General features: G+C 45.0%; 19 protein-coding genes. 7 read left to right on the plus strand and 12 right to left on the minus strand.

The annotated features are described in order from the left end of the window. Positions 1-24: 24 nt before the first annotated feature. From PN499_RS25870 to rpsB, 3 genes are all read right to left on the minus strand, one after another. On the minus strand, positions 25-1,023 hold the full coding sequence (locus tag PN499_RS25870; RefSeq protein WP_272035942.1) for a hypothetical protein: 999 nt from the start codon (positions 1,021-1,023) through the stop codon (positions 25-27). Positions 1,024-1,312: 289 nt separating this feature from the next. Further along, positions 1,313-1,972, minus strand: coding sequence for a translation elongation factor Ts (tsf, locus tag PN499_RS25875; protein ID WP_007354728.1), 660 nt, complete (start codon positions 1,970-1,972; stop codon positions 1,313-1,315). Between the two features lie 225 nt (positions 1,973-2,197). Next, positions 2,198-3,007, minus strand: coding sequence for a 30S ribosomal protein S2 (gene rpsB, locus PN499_RS25880; protein ID WP_007354727.1), 810 nt, complete (start codon positions 3,005-3,007; stop codon positions 2,198-2,200). Between the two features lie 368 nt (positions 3,008-3,375). Between rpsB and PN499_RS25885 the strand changes: the two genes are divergently transcribed. Next, positions 3,376-4,689, plus strand: a complete 1,314-nt coding sequence (locus tag PN499_RS25885) for an RNA-guided endonuclease InsQ/TnpB family protein (RefSeq protein WP_272035945.1) — start codon at positions 3,376-3,378, stop codon at positions 4,687-4,689. 51 nt (positions 4,690-4,740) lie between these two features. Here the strand turns inward: PN499_RS25885 and hrcA are convergent, their stop codons facing one another. Further along, positions 4,741-5,835: a heat-inducible transcriptional repressor HrcA gene (gene hrcA, locus PN499_RS25890; protein WP_272035947.1), complete on the minus strand. Its 1,095-nt coding sequence runs from the start codon at positions 5,833-5,835 to the stop codon at positions 4,741-4,743. A 164-nt stretch (positions 5,836-5,999) separates the two neighbouring features. Continuing rightward, complete coding sequence (locus tag PN499_RS25895; RefSeq protein ID WP_272035949.1) at positions 6,000-6,347, minus strand: rhodanese-like domain-containing protein; 348 nt, start codon at positions 6,345-6,347, stop codon at positions 6,000-6,002. 99 nt (positions 6,348-6,446) lie between these two features. On the opposite strand from PN499_RS25895, the gene PN499_RS25900 reads away from it, so the two are divergent. Next, the gene (locus PN499_RS25900; protein WP_272035951.1) at positions 6,447-7,514 is read left to right on the plus strand and encodes a calcium-binding protein; all 1,068 of its coding nucleotides are present in this window, start codon (positions 6,447-6,449) and stop codon (positions 7,512-7,514) included. A 56-nt stretch (positions 7,515-7,570) separates the two neighbouring features. Here the strand turns inward: PN499_RS25900 and crtD are convergent, their stop codons facing one another. The 4 genes from crtD to PN499_RS25920 form a co-directional block, all read right to left on the minus strand. Next, positions 7,571-9,133 carry a C-3',4' desaturase CrtD gene (gene crtD / locus PN499_RS25905; RefSeq protein ID WP_272035953.1) on the minus strand — a complete coding sequence of 521 codons (1,563 nt, stop codon included), beginning with the start codon at positions 9,131-9,133 and terminating at the stop codon, positions 7,571-7,573. Between the two features lie 176 nt (positions 9,134-9,309). Continuing rightward, positions 9,310-9,978 (minus strand): HAS-barrel domain-containing protein, encoded by a 669-nt coding sequence (locus PN499_RS25910; protein WP_272035955.1) that lies wholly within the window; start codon positions 9,976-9,978, stop codon positions 9,310-9,312. 511 nt (positions 9,979-10,489) lie between these two features. After that, positions 10,490-10,687 carry an NAD(P)H dehydrogenase subunit NdhS gene (locus tag PN499_RS25915; protein ID WP_007355401.1) on the minus strand — a complete coding sequence of 66 codons (198 nt, stop codon included), beginning with the start codon at positions 10,685-10,687 and terminating at the stop codon, positions 10,490-10,492. A gap of 96 nt (positions 10,688-10,783) precedes the next feature. Continuing rightward, complete coding sequence (locus PN499_RS25920; RefSeq protein ID WP_272035958.1) at positions 10,784-11,854, minus strand: Mrp/NBP35 family ATP-binding protein; 1,071 nt, start codon at positions 11,852-11,854, stop codon at positions 10,784-10,786. A 269-nt stretch (positions 11,855-12,123) separates the two neighbouring features. Between PN499_RS25920 and hemF the strand changes: the two genes are divergently transcribed. Both hemF and PN499_RS25930 read left to right on the plus strand, forming a co-directional pair. Further along, the gene (gene hemF, locus PN499_RS25925) at positions 12,124-13,155 is read left to right on the plus strand and encodes an oxygen-dependent coproporphyrinogen oxidase (protein WP_272035972.1); all 1,032 of its coding nucleotides are present in this window, start codon (positions 12,124-12,126) and stop codon (positions 13,153-13,155) included. A gap of 71 nt (positions 13,156-13,226) precedes the next feature. After that, the gene (locus tag PN499_RS25930) at positions 13,227-13,589 is read left to right on the plus strand and encodes an STAS domain-containing protein (protein ID WP_006631392.1); all 363 of its coding nucleotides are present in this window, start codon (positions 13,227-13,229) and stop codon (positions 13,587-13,589) included. 121 nt (positions 13,590-13,710) lie between these two features. Here PN499_RS25930 and PN499_RS25935 read toward each other — a convergent pair whose 3' ends face one another. Continuing rightward, entirely contained in the window at positions 13,711-14,331 is a 621-nt protein-coding gene (locus PN499_RS25935) for a chromophore lyase CpcT/CpeT (protein ID WP_272035964.1), read from the minus strand. 108 nt (positions 14,332-14,439) lie between these two features. Between PN499_RS25935 and PN499_RS25940 the strand changes: the two genes are divergently transcribed. Then, positions 14,440-14,640, plus strand: coding sequence for a hypothetical protein (locus tag PN499_RS25940; RefSeq protein ID WP_272035966.1), 201 nt, complete (start codon positions 14,440-14,442; stop codon positions 14,638-14,640). A gap of 105 nt (positions 14,641-14,745) precedes the next feature. Then, positions 14,746-15,459, plus strand: a complete 714-nt coding sequence (gene psb29 / locus PN499_RS25945) for a photosystem II biogenesis protein Psp29 (protein WP_272035974.1) — start codon at positions 14,746-14,748, stop codon at positions 15,457-15,459. Positions 15,460-15,504: 45 nt separating this feature from the next. Here psb29 and PN499_RS25950 read toward each other — a convergent pair whose 3' ends face one another. Continuing rightward, positions 15,505-16,044, minus strand: a complete 540-nt coding sequence (locus tag PN499_RS25950) for a late competence development ComFB family protein (RefSeq protein WP_007355406.1) — start codon at positions 16,042-16,044, stop codon at positions 15,505-15,507. Positions 16,045-16,419: 375 nt separating this feature from the next. After that, positions 16,420-17,349 carry a M23 family metallopeptidase gene (locus PN499_RS25955; protein ID WP_272035968.1) on the minus strand — a complete coding sequence of 310 codons (930 nt, stop codon included), beginning with the start codon at positions 17,347-17,349 and terminating at the stop codon, positions 16,420-16,422. 347 nt (positions 17,350-17,696) lie between these two features. Here PN499_RS25955 and PN499_RS25960 point away from each other — a divergent pair. After that, positions 17,697-18,258, plus strand: a 562-nt coding sequence (locus PN499_RS25960; protein ID WP_272035970.1) for a cation:proton antiporter, incomplete at its 3' end; no start/stop codon positions are given.

Here is an 18,258-nt window from a genome sequence, read left to right on the forward strand (position 1 = left end):
CGCCCAGAGAGCGGCGCTACCTTATTATCCTTCAAACCAACAGGCTCGCCAAGCAGATTCGGCCGCAACTACGGTATACTCGCGCTGTTTTTTTTGATAGTCGCGCCTCACTGTGTTTAACCGCAGGGAAAGGTTGCGAATTTGTTGTCGCCAAGCTGTCACGTCTGCATTGGCAAATTCAATTTCAGATAAACGTAGATTAATCGCCGTGATATGAACTGCATTAGCGCTGGGAGCCCCCCCTAAACCTCCAAAACTGCCTACTCCTAACTCTCCTAAACTTTCTTCATCTTCAGATTCTACGGTTTCAATTATTAAGTTTAATAGGTTAGGTGGCCCGGCGATCGCATCTCCAGAGGTGTCTGCGTTAACAGCAGCTTCTAAAATCGGTTCCGGTAATTGCTTAGGCAAAATTCCTGAGTTTTGCAGCAAGCGGTTACTATCGCGAGAAAGGCTTCTAAGGATATTAGCGATCGCTTTTTCCATCTTCTCCTGCCACTGCAATAATTTGTCTGCGGAGTGGGGACTGGGAATTTTTGAGTTTTGAGTTTTGAAATTGCTTCCTTGCGCTTCCACTGCTAAATCCTGCGGGTAGGCTACGCGAACAGGGTTTTGAGTTTCGGGTTGACTAAATATCTCCTCTCGCCCCGCATCTCCTTCGCTTTCTGTGAATTGGTTATTCTCCTCTTCTTCCCATCCTTCTTCCTCATCCTCATCATCATCCTCCTCTTCCTCTCCCTGTTCCTCCTTCAGTAGCAATTGCAACTTTTCAGAAGCTGCGATACCCAACTTCCGCAACGACTGCTGCATTTTTTGCCGCTGATTGTAGGATAACTTCAGAAAAGGTTCTGGATAGCCTTGAGTACAAAGGTAATAACAAGCCAAAATTAACTGCTGACTCGCCGCTTGTCCCAAGGCATTTAAATAACCGCTGTAGCTATTCGCCAATTCCGAACCGATGTTTGCGATCGCTTCTTCCAGTACTCCTATTTCCCGCTCAATTCGCTCACTTGCTCCAGACATACAATAATCTTAACTGGTAATTTGTAATTGATAATTGGTAATTAGTAATTGGTAATTGGTAATTGGTAATTGGTAATTGGTAATTGGTAATTGGTAATGGCTAATTATCCATCTCCCTCTCTCTTCCTCTTTCCCTAGTCCCTAGTCCTGAGCATCCTAGCCCCTTCTTTAGTAATTTGTAAATTGAAAATAGTGCCTACCAATTAAAAACTGCTATAAACTAAAAATTAAAAACTAAAAACAACAGCACATTTTCTGTAATTTTTAATTTTTAATTTTTAATTTTTAATTATTTAGTTCCCATTTGGGCGGCAACTTCGTCAGCAAAATTGCTTTCTACCTTCTCAATCCCTTCGCCTAATACAAACCGCACAAATCGGCGCACTTGGACGTTTTCACCCAGTTGAGAGATAGTTTGTTTCACCAACTCTTCCACCGAGATATTTTGATCCCGAATAAAAGGCTGATCCATCAAAGAGAGCTCTTTCAGACGCTTATCAATTCGTCCTTGAACAATCTTTTCCTTAATATTTTCTGGCTTATTGCCCAAGTCATCCTTACCCATTTCAACTGCCTTTTCCTTCTCGACAATTTCAGCGGGAATGTCTTCAACTTTCACGTATTCCACATTCGGACAAGCTGCAATTTGCATGGCAATATTCCGCACCAAAAGTTGAAACTCCTCGCGGCGGGCCACAAAATCTGTTTCACAATTAACTTCCACGAGTACACCAACACGGCCTCCCGTATGGATGTAGCTACCTACTAAGCCTTCAGAGGCGACGCGGTTTGCTTTTGTAGTAGCAGAAGTAATCCCCTTTTTCCGCAGCCACTCAATTGATTTGGCTATATCTGCGTCATTTTCTACTAGCGCTTTTTTGCAATCCATCATGCCAGCGCCAGTTTTTTCTCGCAGTTCTTTAACAAGTTTTGCTGATATTTCTGCCATCTCGCCTACCTTCCTAATCAGAATTATTTATGAGTAGAAGACTTACGCATTCTAACGGTGTAGCAAGGCTTTGGGATTGCTTCGGAAGCCTCGCAATGACATAATTACGTTGTCTATGCGTAAGTCTTAGAGTATTGAGTTAGGCACTGGTAATTTTTCCTTTGCAATGCGAAGGGTTAAAAGCAATTGCCAATTGCTAATTACCAGCGACCAACTCAAATACTATTATTCAGCTTCAGCGTCTTCGTCGGCCTCTGAATCTGGGATGTCGAGCTCTTCCAACTCGCCAGCTTCGTAGTCGTCTTCACCACCTTCGTACTCTTCGTAGTAATCTTCTACTTCGCTTTCGAGCTGACCGTGACGACCTTCATAGATGGCATCAGCCAACTTACCTACTATTAGTTTAATCGAACGGATAGCGTCATCGTTCGCTGGAATGGGAATGTCTACTAAATCGGGATCGCAATTTGTGTCTAGCAGCGAGACGATGGGAATCCCTAACTTCTGGCATTCTAAAACAGCATTGTATTCCCGGCGTTGGTCTACAAGTACGACTGCATCAGGAATCTTACGCATGGATTTAATCCCGCCCAGATACTTTTGCAGTTTCGCCAACTCGCGGCGCAGCGTTGAGGCTTCTTTTTTCGGCAACAAATCGAGAGCCCCGGTTTCTTCGCGGCGCTCTAAATCTTTTAGGCGCTCAACGCGGGATTTAATTGTTGTCCAGTTAGTGAGCATTCCTCCCAGCCAGCGCTGGTTGACGTAGTAAGCGCCGCAGCGATGGGCTTCTTGAGCGACTATGCCGGCGGCTTGGCGCTTAGTACCGACAAACAGAAACTTTTTGCCTTTTTCAGAAGCCTCTCTCATGTACTCATAGGCATCTTCCATGAGCTGAGCGGTCTGTACTAGGTCGATGATGTGAACGCCATTGCGCTCGGTGAAAATATAAGGGGACATTTTGGGATTCCACCGACGGGTTTGGTGCCCGAAGTGAACTCCTGACTCCAACATTTGAGCCAAACTGACGACTGACATATTTTTAACTCCTGATTCGGGTTAATCCTCCATCCAGCCGTATTTCTGAGGTTTTGAGCCTCGGAAACACCCGAAAACCTGGATGTGCGAATTTACACAACTTTTCTAGGATATCACAGTTTACGATTCTTTTTTTCTAGCTCCTAGCCCCTCTTCCTCTCTTCCCCTAGCCCCTAGCCCTTAGCTATAAAAAACCCCAGGCAAGTTTTGCTTGGGGTTTGTAAATCAGGGTGCATCTATGCTTTTTATAAAAAAATCCCCTGAAAAACCTGCGACTTTAGTCCAGGGATGAAAGGGATCGGGAGACTTTAGTCTCTCAGTTAGATATTTCCAAGTATAGTACAATTAATCAAAGGAGGTGAAACCAAATGTATGCAGTGCAAAAAGATATCTGGCATTTAATAGGACGCGATAAATCCATTGTCGAACAACTGTTGAGATGGTCAAATAACCTATTTAATGTCGGCACTTACGAAAGTCGGCAACGATACTTCAAAGACCAAGGCGCAGTTAAATATCCCGAACTTTACAAAATAACCAAAGCCAACAAAAATTACGGCTTGCTCTACTCGCAAGTTGCTCAACAATCCCTTAAGTCTGTCGCTGAATCTTTTAGCTCTTTCCGAGCCTTAGAAAAGTTAGCCAAAAAGGGGGAACTTAATCAAAAACCGAGATTACCCAAGTACAGAACCAAAGGGGGTATGTACCCGGTTTCATATCCGGGACAAGCCTTGAAAATAGTCGGCAATCGGGTGAGATTGCCTCTAGGGAATAAAGGGAAAGAACACTTTGGGGTAGACGGTCTTTGGGTGACATTACCAGAAAGACTGAAGGGTTGCTCGATTAAAGAACTCAGGTTAATCCCTAGAAATGGTGAGGTCTGGGTTGAATTTGTCCACGAATCTTTGACCAAACAAGCCCCTAGTTGTAGTCTCGAAGTAACTGGAGTTCTAGGTATAGATCATGGTATCAATAACTGGTTGACCTGTGTTTCTAGCAATGGCAAACCATTTATTATTGATGGTCACAAATTGAAGTCTTGGAACCAATGGTTTAACAAGCAAAAAGCGAGAGTTCAATCAGAGCACGCTAAACGCAAGTTGCCTAAAGGCTTCTCGTCAAAAAGACTGCAACAGTTATCAGAAACTCGTACTAGAAGGATGAGAGATGCTGTCAACAAAGCAGTAAGAACCATCATAAATTATTGCGAAAGTCACCAAATTAATGTCATAGTATTTGGTTGGAATAAGGGACAGAAGCAAGAAGTCAATATGGGTGGAGTAACCAATCAGAACTTCGTTCAAATACCCAGAGCTAAAGTTAAAGATAGATTGCAACAAGAATGCGATCTTAGGGGTTGGCGATTTGTGGAGCAAGATGAATCTTACACCTCAAAAGCTAGCTTTTTAGATCGAGATTTTCTGCCAGTAAAAGTTGGTGAAAAACCCGACAATTGGCAACCATCAGGTAAAAGAATTCAACGAGGTTTGTACCGTTCGGCTCAGAGATTAATTCTAAATGCAGACGTTAACGGTGCGGCAAATATCATCCGTAAATCAAAAGTAGCCACAGACTCAATTGTTAAGCGAGTGGGTAGCGGGTTACTGACTAACCCTTTAAGAATCAAACTTTGGGTGGATTTATCCCCCAAGGTTTGTCCTCAAGAATCCCCGTGTCTTTAGACCGGGGAGTGTCAAATTCCCAAGCTAGAGATAGCTATCAGGATAAATTGCTCAAGTTCCACCGATCGCCTCGGTTAAATAATCGGCCGCTGCTTCCACTACCGCGATCGCATTTTCATAAACCATCCGCGTCGGCCCCAAAACTCCCACACTACCCACCGGGACTGAACCCCGCTGATAAGTTGAGGAAATTAGCGTACAACAGCGGATCGGTTCTAAGGGGTTTTCTGACCCAATTCGCACTTTCACGCGCTTACCGGGCGTTTCTGAGCTACCTGATGCAAAAATCAGAGGCCAGAGTTGCTCTTGTTCTTGTTCGAGTAGATGAATAATGGTTTGAACTTGTTGGAGTTGGGAAAATTCAGGTAATCGTAGGGCTTCTGCTAAACCACTTATTAAAATGCGGGTATAAGCTGGAGTTTGAGCTTTGCGACTCACATCTGAGAGTACAGTTTTCAATAATTCGGCATAGCGTTCAAATTCGCGACCTAATTCCCTAGCATCGATCAGTGAGAGTTCGCACAGCGATCGCCCCCGCAGTTGGCTATTAAGGAAATTCGATAATATTTGCAATTCGCGATCGACTATTTCTGCATCCTCTGGCCCAAAGGTTTCGCTGGCTTCACCATTTTTAGGTTGAGGTAACTGCATCAAGACTGACTGCGTTTCGTAACTATCAGTCACCACAATCAGCATTACCTGTTTGGGGTCGATTTGCACCAGTTGAACGTGGCGCAAGTTACCAGTATGAGACTGAGGAAGCGTGATCAGGGCAATATAGCCGCTGACAGTTGCTAAAATTTGGGCTGCACCCCTCAGCAGCGTTTCCATCCGGCCATCCGACCAATTAAGCTGGTCTAGAACCTGTTCGACTTTACCACCTAATTTTTCAGAGGGAGCAATTAGTCGATCTACATAAATCCGGTAGCCTGAGTCAGAGGGAATCCGTCCGGCGGAGGTGTGAGGTTGATAGAGTAGTCCGGCTTTTTCTAAGACCCCCATCGCATTACGAATGGTGGCGGGACTAACACTGAGGTTATATTCGTCAACCAAAGCTTTTGAGCCAACAGGTTCGGCTGTGGTTATATAATGGCGAACCGTTGCCCAAAGAATACGTTGTTGGCGATCGGTAAGATTGACGCTCACAGGCTTTTAAGCTCAATTATCGAACAAATAGGGGCGGGTTTTGTATAAAATTTATCGGTGAGATGCAAAGTTTATGGGCTAAACCCGCCTCTACTCTGAACCCAGAAACTCTGTTCTCAAAGGTAGCAGATCGGAGTTGTTAATCCCACCATAACAGAGTTTGGCTAATAGCGGGGGATGGTGCGATCGACTTTTAGTGAGTAATAGTCGATGCCGCCTGTGATGTTTTTGACGTTAGTGAAGCCTTGATCTACCAACCAATGACACATTTGAGCCGATCGCACTCCATGATGGCATAGAACTAGGGTTTCTGCGTCGGGATCGAGGCGGCTGCGGATGTGGTCAGACCATGCGGCAAATTCGCTTAGGGGCAAAATTTCAAACCCTGGTAGGGATGCGATCGCAATTTCGTAGGTTTCTCGCACGTCTACAAGCTGCAATTTCTCTACTGATTCTTCCTTGAGACGGCGGTCTAATTCTTCTACACTAATTTCCGGGATCGTTTGTGGCATTTGGTTATAGCTTTTATGGACAGTATTAGATAGTGAAAATTATAATACTAGAGTACGTTAAACCCCACAAGAAAAAATACTAGACTTTAGGTGTTAATTATGGCAAATTATGACATTTTTGACGAACAATACTACTTATCGCAATATCCAGCGTTAAAAACTGCGATCGAGCAAGGAATTATTAAATCTGGGAGAGATCATTTTGAACGTTTTGGTCAAGCTGCTGGCGTCACCAGAATATCGCGGTATTTTGACGAATCTACCTATCTGGAACAATATCCCGACCTCGCTGCCTTAATCCGCACTCCCAACAACCCAAGCGCGCCTTTTACTTCAGGATTAGACCACTTTATCCAATACGGTTACGAACAGGGTCGAACTGGCGTATCACCTAACTATGACGAAGCATTTTATCTAGCCAATAACCGAGATTTGCTGCCATTTATTCAGAATGGAACTTTTACAGATGGCTACCAGCATTTCGTTAAATTCGGAAGCAAAGAGCGTCGGTCTGGTACTTCTTTCTTTGAAACGGAATACTTGTTCTCAAACCCCGTTCTGTTTGAACTTATTAGTTCTGGAGCCTTGACAACCAGTCGCGAACACTACTTCAAATATGGGCAATTTGAGACTAGCAGATCTGCGACTTTTGTGGGAAGTCCTGGCAATGATATCCTTACTGGTATAGGGATAGGGAATGTCGAATTAATTGGAGTTGAACTAGGTTTAGTTGCAGAGGGAGGAGCAGTTGGACGTGGCTACATCCGAGATTATGAAAGTGATGGCAGTAATGAATTCGATACTCTCATTGGCGGTAGCGGCCGCGATAAATTCACACTCGGCGATGCGATAATAACTAATAGGGGAGCGTTGACTAGAATGCAAACTTTATATATTGGTCAAGGTTTTGCTACAATTAGGAACTTTACCAAAGGTCAGGATAGCATCCAGCTAGTAGATGATTTCCCACCTTCTTTAGATCAATACTTGGTATTTCCCATTAACAATAATCGAGATTTAGCTATCCAAACAAACGGCTTGCCTGTCGTTAAAAATGGAGTTACTGAAATCAGTCGCTTTGACACACTTGCTGTTATTGAAGGCGGGGGAAATCTCAGTTTAAATCTATTACCAGGTTCTGGATCTTCAACGGTTTTACTTGGGTAGAAATATCGAAGCTATTAAGGGTTGGTCTTTAGCTGCTGTCCCTTAATAACTAACCACTAATTACTAACAATTTGCCTGACTACTGTTAAAGCAGAGTAAGAAACTCCCGCTGTTCCTTCCCCTGGATGAGTGGAATCACCTACTAGCCAAAGATGCTTAACTGGTGTCCGATTTGCAAAGCCAAACGGCCCAAAAGTTGGTATTCTTTGACCAATACCGCCAACAACTCCTAGATCCCGCCCAGTATACCGCGCAAAGGTTCGAGGCGTTGCCGCTTCTTGATGTAAAATCTTATCAGGTGTTAAGTCAAAATATTGACCCAAACGTGCGATCGCTTCTTCGCTATATCTTTGTTTCAACCCTTCATAATCCGCACAATTCCACCACTTTCTAGTATCGGTAAAAGATGAGGCTGTAATTGTCGCCCTCCCTTTCGGTGCTCTACCATCTCCTGACTTGCTGACAGAAACAAATAGGGAATTGTTTTCACCAATTACGCCGTCATAGTCGTATAAAAATTGAAGGTGTGGCGGACAATTTTCAGGAATTGCGCTTTCCTCTACTCCTAAATATATGACGAAAGCACCTGATGCAGGAGGCAATTTATCTACTCGATATTTGTAGCCAACCATTGAGTCGGGCAATTTGGCAACTGAATTAGTTACTAAATTAGTTGCTAATTTTTCTCCTTCCCCTAACAATTCTACTAAGTTTTGTACAGTTACATTAGCTATAATATGGTCAGCCGTTTCTGTCCAAACTTCACCTGTTTTCTGATTGCGAATAGTTACGCAATTAGCCTTATTATTGACTGTATGAATTTGTTCAACTGTATGCCGCATTAATAATTTTCCACCATCTCTTTCTATAGCTTCCACAAGACTCTCGCTCAATACCTGCATACTCCCTTGCAAGTGATATAATCCCTGTGGTTCTTGGGAAACACCTAAAGCCGTCGCCGCATAAAGTAGTGCTGTTTCCTCTGCATCTACCTGAGAATATAGCTTTAATTGTAAATCTAAAAAAGTTTTTAAACGTAGATTATCGCCCAAACCATACAATCTTAAAGCATCACCTACTGTCATGAAGGTAAACGGTAAAGTAATCAAAGTGTCGGGACGAACTGCTTTAGTTAATTGCCATAAATCCCACAAATTACGTGGTGGTAAAACAGGATCTCTACCTTGAAATTTCCAGCTAGGTTTGAATAAAGTTGCCAATAACTGCCAGAAAGGTTCGCTTCCGGGAAATTGTCTTTGCCTTTCTAACTGCCATTTTTTAGGATCTCGCCACACACTAATAGGTTCAGTTTCACCGGGAAGAAATACCGCACAAGCGGGATCGCAAGGTGTGGCGGCGGGTATTTCAATGTCTAATTCTGAGAAAATACGATGATGAATACCTCCAGGTTCTAAACCTGCTACTTGGGTAGCACCAACATCGAAGGTAAAGCCTTTACGTTTGAAGGTAGAAGCGCATCCCCCAGGAACGATCGCTTGGTCTAAGATTAGCACTTGGTAGCCTCTTTTGGCTAATAAGGCTGCGGCTGTGAGTCCACCAATTCCGGCCCCAATTACGACGATCCGGGGTTTGCTGTCAGGAGTGCGATCGCTTAGCATAAAATAAGGAAGAAGGAAGAAGGAAGAAGGATACAGGGAGAAGGAAGAAGGATACAGGGAGATGGGGAGACGCGGAGACCTAGAAGAAAATGAAAATTTAGTTATCTAGGATAGAAGAAAAAATGCTTATATCTTAAGCTTTTTAGCTATCTGTATCTAACGTTTAATTAGGTTATTTATGGATGTAATTGACTCAAAATTACTCTTAACCGATCGTAATCATCTTTAAGCACAACACTCAAACTTCTTCCCGCCTGTACTAACCAAGATCGATCGCGTTTTCGTAGTTGATAAATCTCCCGAATCGCTGCCGCAGCCAACGCATCGACAGGCGCATTACTCACCTCAAGCAGCGTCCGCAAAAAATCCAACTGTTCGCTAAAAGCAATCACTTCATCAGGTTCACAACTATAAACAGCTTGGTGAATTTGTGGCGGACGCGGCGGGATATATTGATAAATAGTTCCCGGCTTCGGTACAGAACCATTATACCTTTCTTCCGGCCCTTGGAATCCCACAATTGCTGCTCGAAATTCCGTTTTTAACATTGCAAAAATCTGGGGTTGTTGTTCCCTTAAATCTTGGAGAGATAAACCCAAAGCTCTCGCCCTGTGAACTGTATCAATGGGGCAAGTTGTGGCATGATAAATTACGCCGTAAATCTGATTTCTAGATTCTTCGTCTACCGCTTTTACCCAACATCCAAAAGGTGGCATCGGCGGAAAATTCAAATCATCTGGCTCTAAACATTGAGCCACAAATTCTGTAGTAGCTGTTTCAATAACTTCACCAATGTGGTCGCGGCGACGATCTTCTACAGTAAATTGAGGTAGGGGAAGACGCATATACTTAATTGGTAATTGGTAATTGGTAATTGGTAATTGGTAATTGGTAATTGGTAATTAGGATACACAGATTTTACAGATTCCTCTGATTTCACAGAGTAAACGATCGTGACTCTAACTAATCCGTGTCATCCGTGTAATCGGTAAAATCCGTGTTCGTAATTGGTAATTGGTAGTGAACTTAGGGTAATGTGGATGAGGCTGGGTGAATAATCGGACACCCAATGATTTAATATTTGTTTCGCCTCATCCACCAGATAGAATTACAAGCAGGGCTTACGCACTGACAACGAAAAATCAACATTTGAGATTGCTTATTTTAACGGCAATCACTGAATTAGTTGCTAGTCGAAAAAGAGAACGAACTACTAACAACTAACTATAGCATTTTTCAATTGGGTGAGGTAGGGCGAACTAATCAGCCATTAGCCATTAGCCATTAGCTATTACCAATTACCAATTACCAATTACCAATTACCAATTACCAATTACCCATTACCAATTACCTTTGTTATTTACCTTTAGCACGGCCAGCCGTAGCATCCACAGATTCTAACTGCGACAGCCGGAATGTAATCAGCTTATCCCAATTTCCGCCTTCAAAAAGTACCGCAGCTTTGCCATCGCTGACTCGCTGGACTTGTCCTTGAAAGTCGTAATAAATCTCGCCGATATCCTTAACTCGAACTGCTGAACCGGGAAAAATCATAATTCTTTGATAGTAAGGTTGGCACTTTCTAGCTTACTAGGAGTTAGAAGAGTTTTGAGTTATGTAAAATACTTAAACCTCAAAACTCAAAACTCTCTAAGCAAGGGCAGCTACAGAAACTTTACCAGCAATGCGCTGCGCGATCGCTTTCAACTCCTTCGCCGAAGCTGAATCGGGTTGTCCCACGACAATGGGCACGCCTCCATCACCACCCTCCCGCAAAGGAATCTCCAAGGGTACGCGGCCTAATAGGGGTACGCCTAACTCAGCAGCAGTTTTCTCGCCGCCGCCAGACCCAAAAATATCGTATTGTTTATCTGGCATATCTGGGGGAATAAAATAACTCATATTTTCTACAATCCCCAATACGGGCACGCCTAACTGCTGGAACATCTTTAACCCTTTGCGAGAATCCAGCAAGGCTACAGTCTGCGGCGTAGTCACAATCACTGCACCAGCCATTGGTACCGCCTGTGCCATAGTTAATTGGGCATCGCCAGTCCCCGGAGGCATATCGACAATCAAATAGTCTAAATCTCCCCACTGCACTTGGTAGAGAAATTGGCGGATAATACCATTTAACATCGGGCCGCGCCAAATTACGGGCTGGTCTTTGTCAATCAAAAAGGCCATTGAAACCAGCTTTACGCCATAGTTAAATGCCGGTTCGAGAATGTCTCCTTGGGGGCCTTTCGTGACCATGACTTTAGCATCTGCCAGACCCAACATTGTTGGGTCGTTAGGGCCGTAGATATCAGCGTCTAGTAAGCCTACTTTAGCGCCTAATTGAGCCAATGCTACGGCGACATTGACTGCGATCGTACTCTTACCAACGCCGCCTTTACCGCTAGAAATAGCTAAGATATTTTTAACACCTTCAATGCCTTGGCGATCGGGTACTCCTTTCTGTTTGGGTGTCTCAGCGGTGACTTCCACCTCTACGCCTTCAACTCCGGGTAACTGCTTGACGGCTTTTTGACAGTCTTCAACAATAAACTCTCGTAGGGGGCAAGCAGGGGTGGTCAGCACTAAGGTAAAACTAACTTTGCCCCCGTCGATTTTGATGTTGCGAATCATATTCAATTCCACCAAACTTTTGCCGAGTTCGGGGTCTTGAACGGGCCGCAGGATTTCTAAGACTGAGTTAATATCGAGCCGATCGGACATTATTTTTCCACCTTTGCTGTAAATCTGAGCAGTTAATTTTAAAATCCTGCTGTTGATGTATATCTTTTAGGACTTAGGCACTTTGTAACGCCCCCCTCTGGGCGGTGAGGATACCCCCCGGAGGGCTGCGTTACGCAAATCCTATGTTGCTATTTCTTAATGTATCTTTTTGTGCCCCTCTGCTGGTCTAGAGTGGGATAATGACATCACCGCCAGATTTTGGATTCCTTGCCGATCGCAAAATCTCTAATCTTACATTTGAATTTGTTATGACTGTTTCTACAACTTCCAAAACACCTACATCCGCGCCTCTACTACCTGCTGACTCAAAAAGTAGGGTTAGTCAGTTCATGCAAGGCATACAAGACGAAATTTGTCAAGGCTTAGAAGCTCTTGATGGTATTGGCAAATTTAAAGAGGAATCCTGGGAACGCCCGGAAGGAGGCGGGGGACGTTCTCGCGTGATGACGCAAGGGGATGTTTTTGAACAGGGGGGAGTGAATTTTTCGGAGGTTTGGGGCGAAACTTTGCCGCCTTCGATTCTTAATCAGTACCCGGAATTGGCGGGTAAAGGTTTTTACGCGACTGGGACTTCGATGGTTTTGCACCCCCGCAATCCTTATATCCCCACTGTGCATTTAAATTATCGCTATTTTGAGGCGGGCCACGTCTGGTGGTTTGGAGGGGGTGCGGATTTGACTCCCTATTATCCTTTTGCTGAAGATGCAGCTCATTTTCATCAGACTTTAAAGGCCGCTTGCGATCGCCACCACCCTGAGTATTACCCCACATTTAAACTGTGGTGTGACGAATATTTTTACCTCAAGCACCGCCAAGAAACGCGCGGGATCGGCGGTCTATTTTTTGACTACCAAGACGGTCACACCCAACTCTATCGCGGCCCAGACCCCAAAGGGCCTGCTGCTAACTACAGCAATCAAGTTGGAACGCCAGAACCCCGCAGTTGGGAGGATTTGTTTGCGTTTGTACAGGAATGCGGACGCGCCTTTTTACCAGCTTATTCGCCCATTGTAGAGCGTAGGCGATCGATGGAATATGGCGATCGCGAGCGGAACTTCCAACTCTACCGCCGGGGCCGTTACGTTGAATTTAACCTCGTCTACGATAGAGGCACTATTTTCGGTTTACAAACCAACGGTCGCACCGAATCTATTCTCATGTCGTTACCTCCTTTGGTACGCTGGGAGTATGGCTATCAACCGGAACCTCAGACTCCAGAAGCTGAACTGTACGAGAAATTCTTGAAACCCCAAGATTGGGTTAATTGGATAGGTGTGTAGTCACAGCTCTGAGTTAAACTACTGTGAGATAATCAACCACCGCAATACCTACAATCTCGAGGGAAGGGTCAGTGATTCACATCGATCAAAAAACCCATACGCTTCAGGACGGTACGACAGTTATCGTCCTGGCACCGACTGGACGCTTGGACATCACAACCGCATGGCAATTCCGCCTCAAGTTGCAGGAATGTATTTCCAAACTTAGTCGTCATGTTGTTGTGAATCTAGGTCAGGTTAACTTTATCGATAGCTCTGGCCTAACTTCACTGGTGGCTGGAATGCGTGATGCCGATAAAGTTAAGGGGAGTTTTCGGATTTGCAACGTTCATCCAGAAGCCAAACTGGTGTTTGAAGTCACCATGATGGATTCTGTGTTTGAAATTTTTGAAACGGAAGAAGAAGCTCTAGAAGGCGTACCCCGCGCAAGTTAGAGCGAAAAGATCAGAGGCTTAGGATTGCGGGAACTCAGGAGATGAGGAGTATCAGGAACACCCCAAGGTAAATTCCTGCCCTTCTTCCTTCTTCCCTCTTCCTTCTTCCTTCTTCATGCCTTTAACCGATTACTTCTGAGGCAAAATCTTGGCTTTTAACGAATCTGAAGGGGCCCATTAAAGCTCCCCAGATGGATTTGCCTGTTTTAGGGTCAATTCCTTTGTCATAGCTAAGAAATTCTTCGGCCGAGGCCTCAAATCCGAGGTCTATTTGGTAAGTTTGACCGCCATAGGTAAAGCAGCACTGGGTTTCAGGGGGTAAGGACGCGCGAAACCGATAACGGTTTGAAGTTAAATCTTGCCGAGTAACTGTAAGAGTGCAGCCGGGGAGGAGTTCTACTTGCTCCGGCGTTAGCTGCTTCAGTAAATTAGGATTCTGACCTGCTCCCTGCAAGGCTGCTATATCCTTGAGCATATAATACTGAACTTCTATAAGCTCCGGTGCGCTCTGTGAATGCCGCAGTTGTACAATCCGAGGTCGATAGGGTTTGTCTAGTTTGAGAATGTTGGCTTGTTCGACATAGAGGGTGATGCTGGGTTCAGAAAATAGGGAAATAGGGAGGGGTCGCTGCCAGAGGCGGAGGTGGACGTACCAAACTGGATCGGCGAGCGCTTGCGTGCGATTGTCGAATTCCCCTGCCATATAGCGAGCTAAAGCGGTTAATTCAGTAGAAAGTGTCATGTCGATTTGAAATCTCAAATTTTATCTTGACAAAAAAGCTGGGTTGTGTTTATCTCACAAAGCTAAGTCAGCCCGAAGTGGAGATGATTTAGCGATCCCGGCTAAGGTATGATAGTACAGGTAGCCCAATCGCAATCGCAGAAATTAAGCATTACCTCAGTAACGCCGCCATCGGGACGGTATCAAAACCCTCCAGAGCAGGGCGTTACCAAAGTGTGGGGCTTGATTCCTGAGTGGGCAAAATCAGCGAATTGGAAAAAACGCCATTTGCCAGGTTTTGCCTCGTTAGTTGGGACTGCAAAGCCTTGAAAAACGTGCAACTATTTGTCAGCAAGATCGCTGCACAAAAAGTCCGGCTTTCCTCACACCGCCCAGCACCCCCGCTGCGGCGCAATTCGACCGCTAGAAGACCAGGTGAATAACAACAGCACTGTCTCAGATACAAAGCGAAGTTTCTACACGATTCACACTCGCCCTATTAACTCTATCTATCGTCGTGTAGTGGAAGAGTTAATGGTAGAAATGCACTTACTTTCGGTGAACGTCGATTTTCGCTACAACCCAATCTACGCCTTGGGGGTGGTGACAGCTTTTGAGCGCTTCATGCAAGGGTATTTGCCAGAACAGGATAAGGTTTCGATTTTTAATGGGCTTTGTCAGGCTTTGGGCGACGATCCCCAGCGATATCAGCAGGATGCGAGACGTTTGGAAGGTTTGGCTTCTCGCGTTTCTACTTTGGACTTGCTATCGTGGCTGGAGGGATCGACCAGCTTTGAAGATACTGGTGATTTGCAAGCCTCAATCACTGCGATCGCGACTAACTCCAAATTTAAATACAGCCGCTTATTTGCCATCGGTTTGTTTGCGCTGCTGGAAATAGTAGACCCTGACTTAGTAAAAGATCCAGAGGCGCGAGTTCAGGCGATCGCGAAAGTTTGTGCAGCATTGCACTTACCAGAGGAAAAAGTCACTAAAGATTTAGACCTGTACCGCAGCAATCTGGAAAAAATAGCACAGGCGCGAATTGTCCTTGCAGATGTCCTGCAAGCGGATCGCAAGAAACGCGAAAAACGCGCAGAAAAAGCGGTTGTTAGCCCTCCGAATGGCTCAGAGGAAGCTAGCAATTAGTTAATAGTTAACGGTTAACAGTTAACCGTTAACTGTTAACTAATTTTATAAAGGCTGAGGATCGAAATTGGTGGCATTAGCTTGTAGCCACGTAGTTAGCTGGGAGAGGACTTCGTTTCCAGAAGATTTACCCAAGGCTGTTGGGTTGGGAGTGTCTGGTCGATCCAAGTTACGGGCGATCGCCTCATTAACTTGACCAGCAATCAAATCCTGAAGTTGTTCTTTTGCCTTCGCCCGCTGGAAATGTGCGCCCTCCTCCGTAGTGGCATAAAGAGGCGGAAGCCTATTTAAGGCATAAGCAGCGATATCTCCCACGTCTAGAGTCACCTCGCTAGCCGCCTCAATTTCTGCTACCCGCGCGATCGCCTCGCTGAGTACCAATTCCTCCATCACATTTATGAACTGCTTGCGGGGTAAAACTACAACTTCCCCGGTTAATAAAGCTCCCATCAGGCGATCGAGAGCCATATATTCTTCAATCGAAAGTTCCGAGGCCGTGTTGCAGATCCGCCCCACTTCTGCTTCCATCGACGGCGTTAAATAACCGTCTTGCAAAGCTTGTTCGACAATTTTTTCAATACTCATAATGCTTCCCCGCTCGACGGCATCATCAATAGAATTGTGAGTTTAAGTTTTTAAGGTGAGAGTAGAAAACATTCTTTGGGCTGGTGAAAACACAGATTGTAAGTGCGATCGCCTCGAATTTAGGGTGAGGTGAGAGAGAATTTATGTTGGGATGATTGCCAAAATCTGCGATCGTACCCCCCTATTCTCGCCCGCACAAGATTGCAACTCAACACTTATGGCTTCTCTCCTACCTAAATAAAAGAGAATTCTAAGCGATTGTTCCTACTCGTAGTCTCATCCTATCATCCACTGGCAGTAGGATAAATCCTGCCGCTACCTTTCCTCCTCTCAGCTTAATGCGAGAGATTTTCAGGATTTTGCCGCTCAAAAATGTTACTCAATCGCCTCATATCGCCAAGGAACAGGATCGACCGAGGCTCCATTTACATAAAGCCCCCAATGTAGGTGAGGGCCCGTAGCTGCTCCTGTTGCCCCCAAAGCGCCGATCGCTTGACCAGCTTTCACAACATCCCCCTCTTTCACATTAATCCGGCTTAAGTGTAGATAGATGGTCGCCACCCCTTGACCATGATCGATGCCGATGACATTACCGTGAATCAGAAATCCTTCAGATTCACGCCCCACTAGAGCGACGCGACCAGCAGCAGCCGCTACTATCGGAGAACCGTAAGCACCAGCATAGTCTACACCCCGATGGTAATAATCTTTAGCAAAAACTCCATTGTAATACCGTCTTACCCCATAAATGGTAGTAATTTCTCCGCCATTCGGTCTTAGGAATGGCCCGTTCCAGAACTTCTGTGGTGTTACGAGTGCCTTAAATGCGTCCACTCGGTCAAATTCACGGTCAGTACCTTCGCTATCTTTACCGGGAGGAAGCCAAATCGACTGAGTGGGAAAAGAGCGATCGCGCACCTGTACAGTTAAATTTTTCCTTTCGCCACCACTGGTAACTTGGATTTGTACTGTGCCAGCACTATCTAAAGGGGTCGTAGGTAGCAGCGCCCGCCATCTACCGTTCCCCATTGGAAATGCTTGGTAAGTCTTCTGTTTAGCCGAAACTGTCGGACTTGCTTCTTGGCTAGAATCTGCCTGGATAACTACCGACAGGGTATCACCCAGTTGCGGGTTCGGTGGTTTTACTAGCACTTGCAAAGCTTGTACTGGTGTCGCTAAAGCGATCGCACTGCTAACTGCTATCCCACTTACCACCGCCGCAATTTTCTTAGCTACCAATCTGATTGCAGTTACGGGGGAAGTAAGCGACTGATTCCAGGTATTCACTCGTTCGATCATCATCATTAACTATATAGAAACTGAACTAGCTCTCGCTCTTAAGTAGGATCGATCTGATTTGAGCCATTCTACTTGGTCACTACTTAGTCACTTTATCAACAATATTTTTTCTAAACAAGTGAAAAAATTGTTGATTACAACTCTACTTAATTTATGCTACTGATGTGAAAAATTGTCACAAATAAAGCAGATCTACCCCGATTGACTTGTAATAAATAGAGTTTTTTGTGAGTTGCAGGATTTTATGCCATTAAAAACTGCTAATTCCGATCGTTTACAATTTTAGTTGATTGTCACCTTTTGTCAACTCATTAAGATACTATAATATAACTTTATAAAATTTTCATAAAGTTGTGCAAGAAGATTTCAGGCTGATCGTTGACTTAGTTCTAGTTCTCGCTGCGGCGGCGGCAGGAGGACTCTTCGCGTCACTTTTGCGCCAACCCCCACTACTTGGCTATCTTCTGGGGGGGATCGTTGTCGGGCCAACCGGGCTGGGATTGATTAAAGAGTTAATCCAGGTAGAAACTCTAGCTCAGTTCGGCGTTGCCTTTTTATTGTTTGCTTTGGGTGTGGAATTTTCCTTCGCGGAACTCAATCGCGTCAAGGGCATTAGTCTCGGCGGCGGCGGCCTACAAATTGTATTGACGATCGTTGTCACTACCTTAGTCTCGGTAGGAATGGGGTGGGTGCATTCGCCAGCCCAAGGAGTATTTTTAGGAGCGATACTTTCCCTATCTTCAACGGCTGTAGTGCTTAAGTGCTTAATGGAACGCAACGAAGCCGCCACGCCTCACGGTCAGGTGATGCTAGGGATATTAGTAGTACAGGATCTAGCACTGGGATTGATGCTAGCAGTTTTGCCAGCGCTCAATCAACCCGCAGAAGCGATCGGGATGGCGATCGCTTCTGCTC

Origin of the sequence: Kamptonema animale CS-326 (assembly GCF_028330895.1) — a bacterium.
Taxonomy (GTDB): Bacteria; Cyanobacteriota; Cyanobacteriia; order Cyanobacteriales; family Microcoleaceae; genus Kamptonema; species Kamptonema formosum.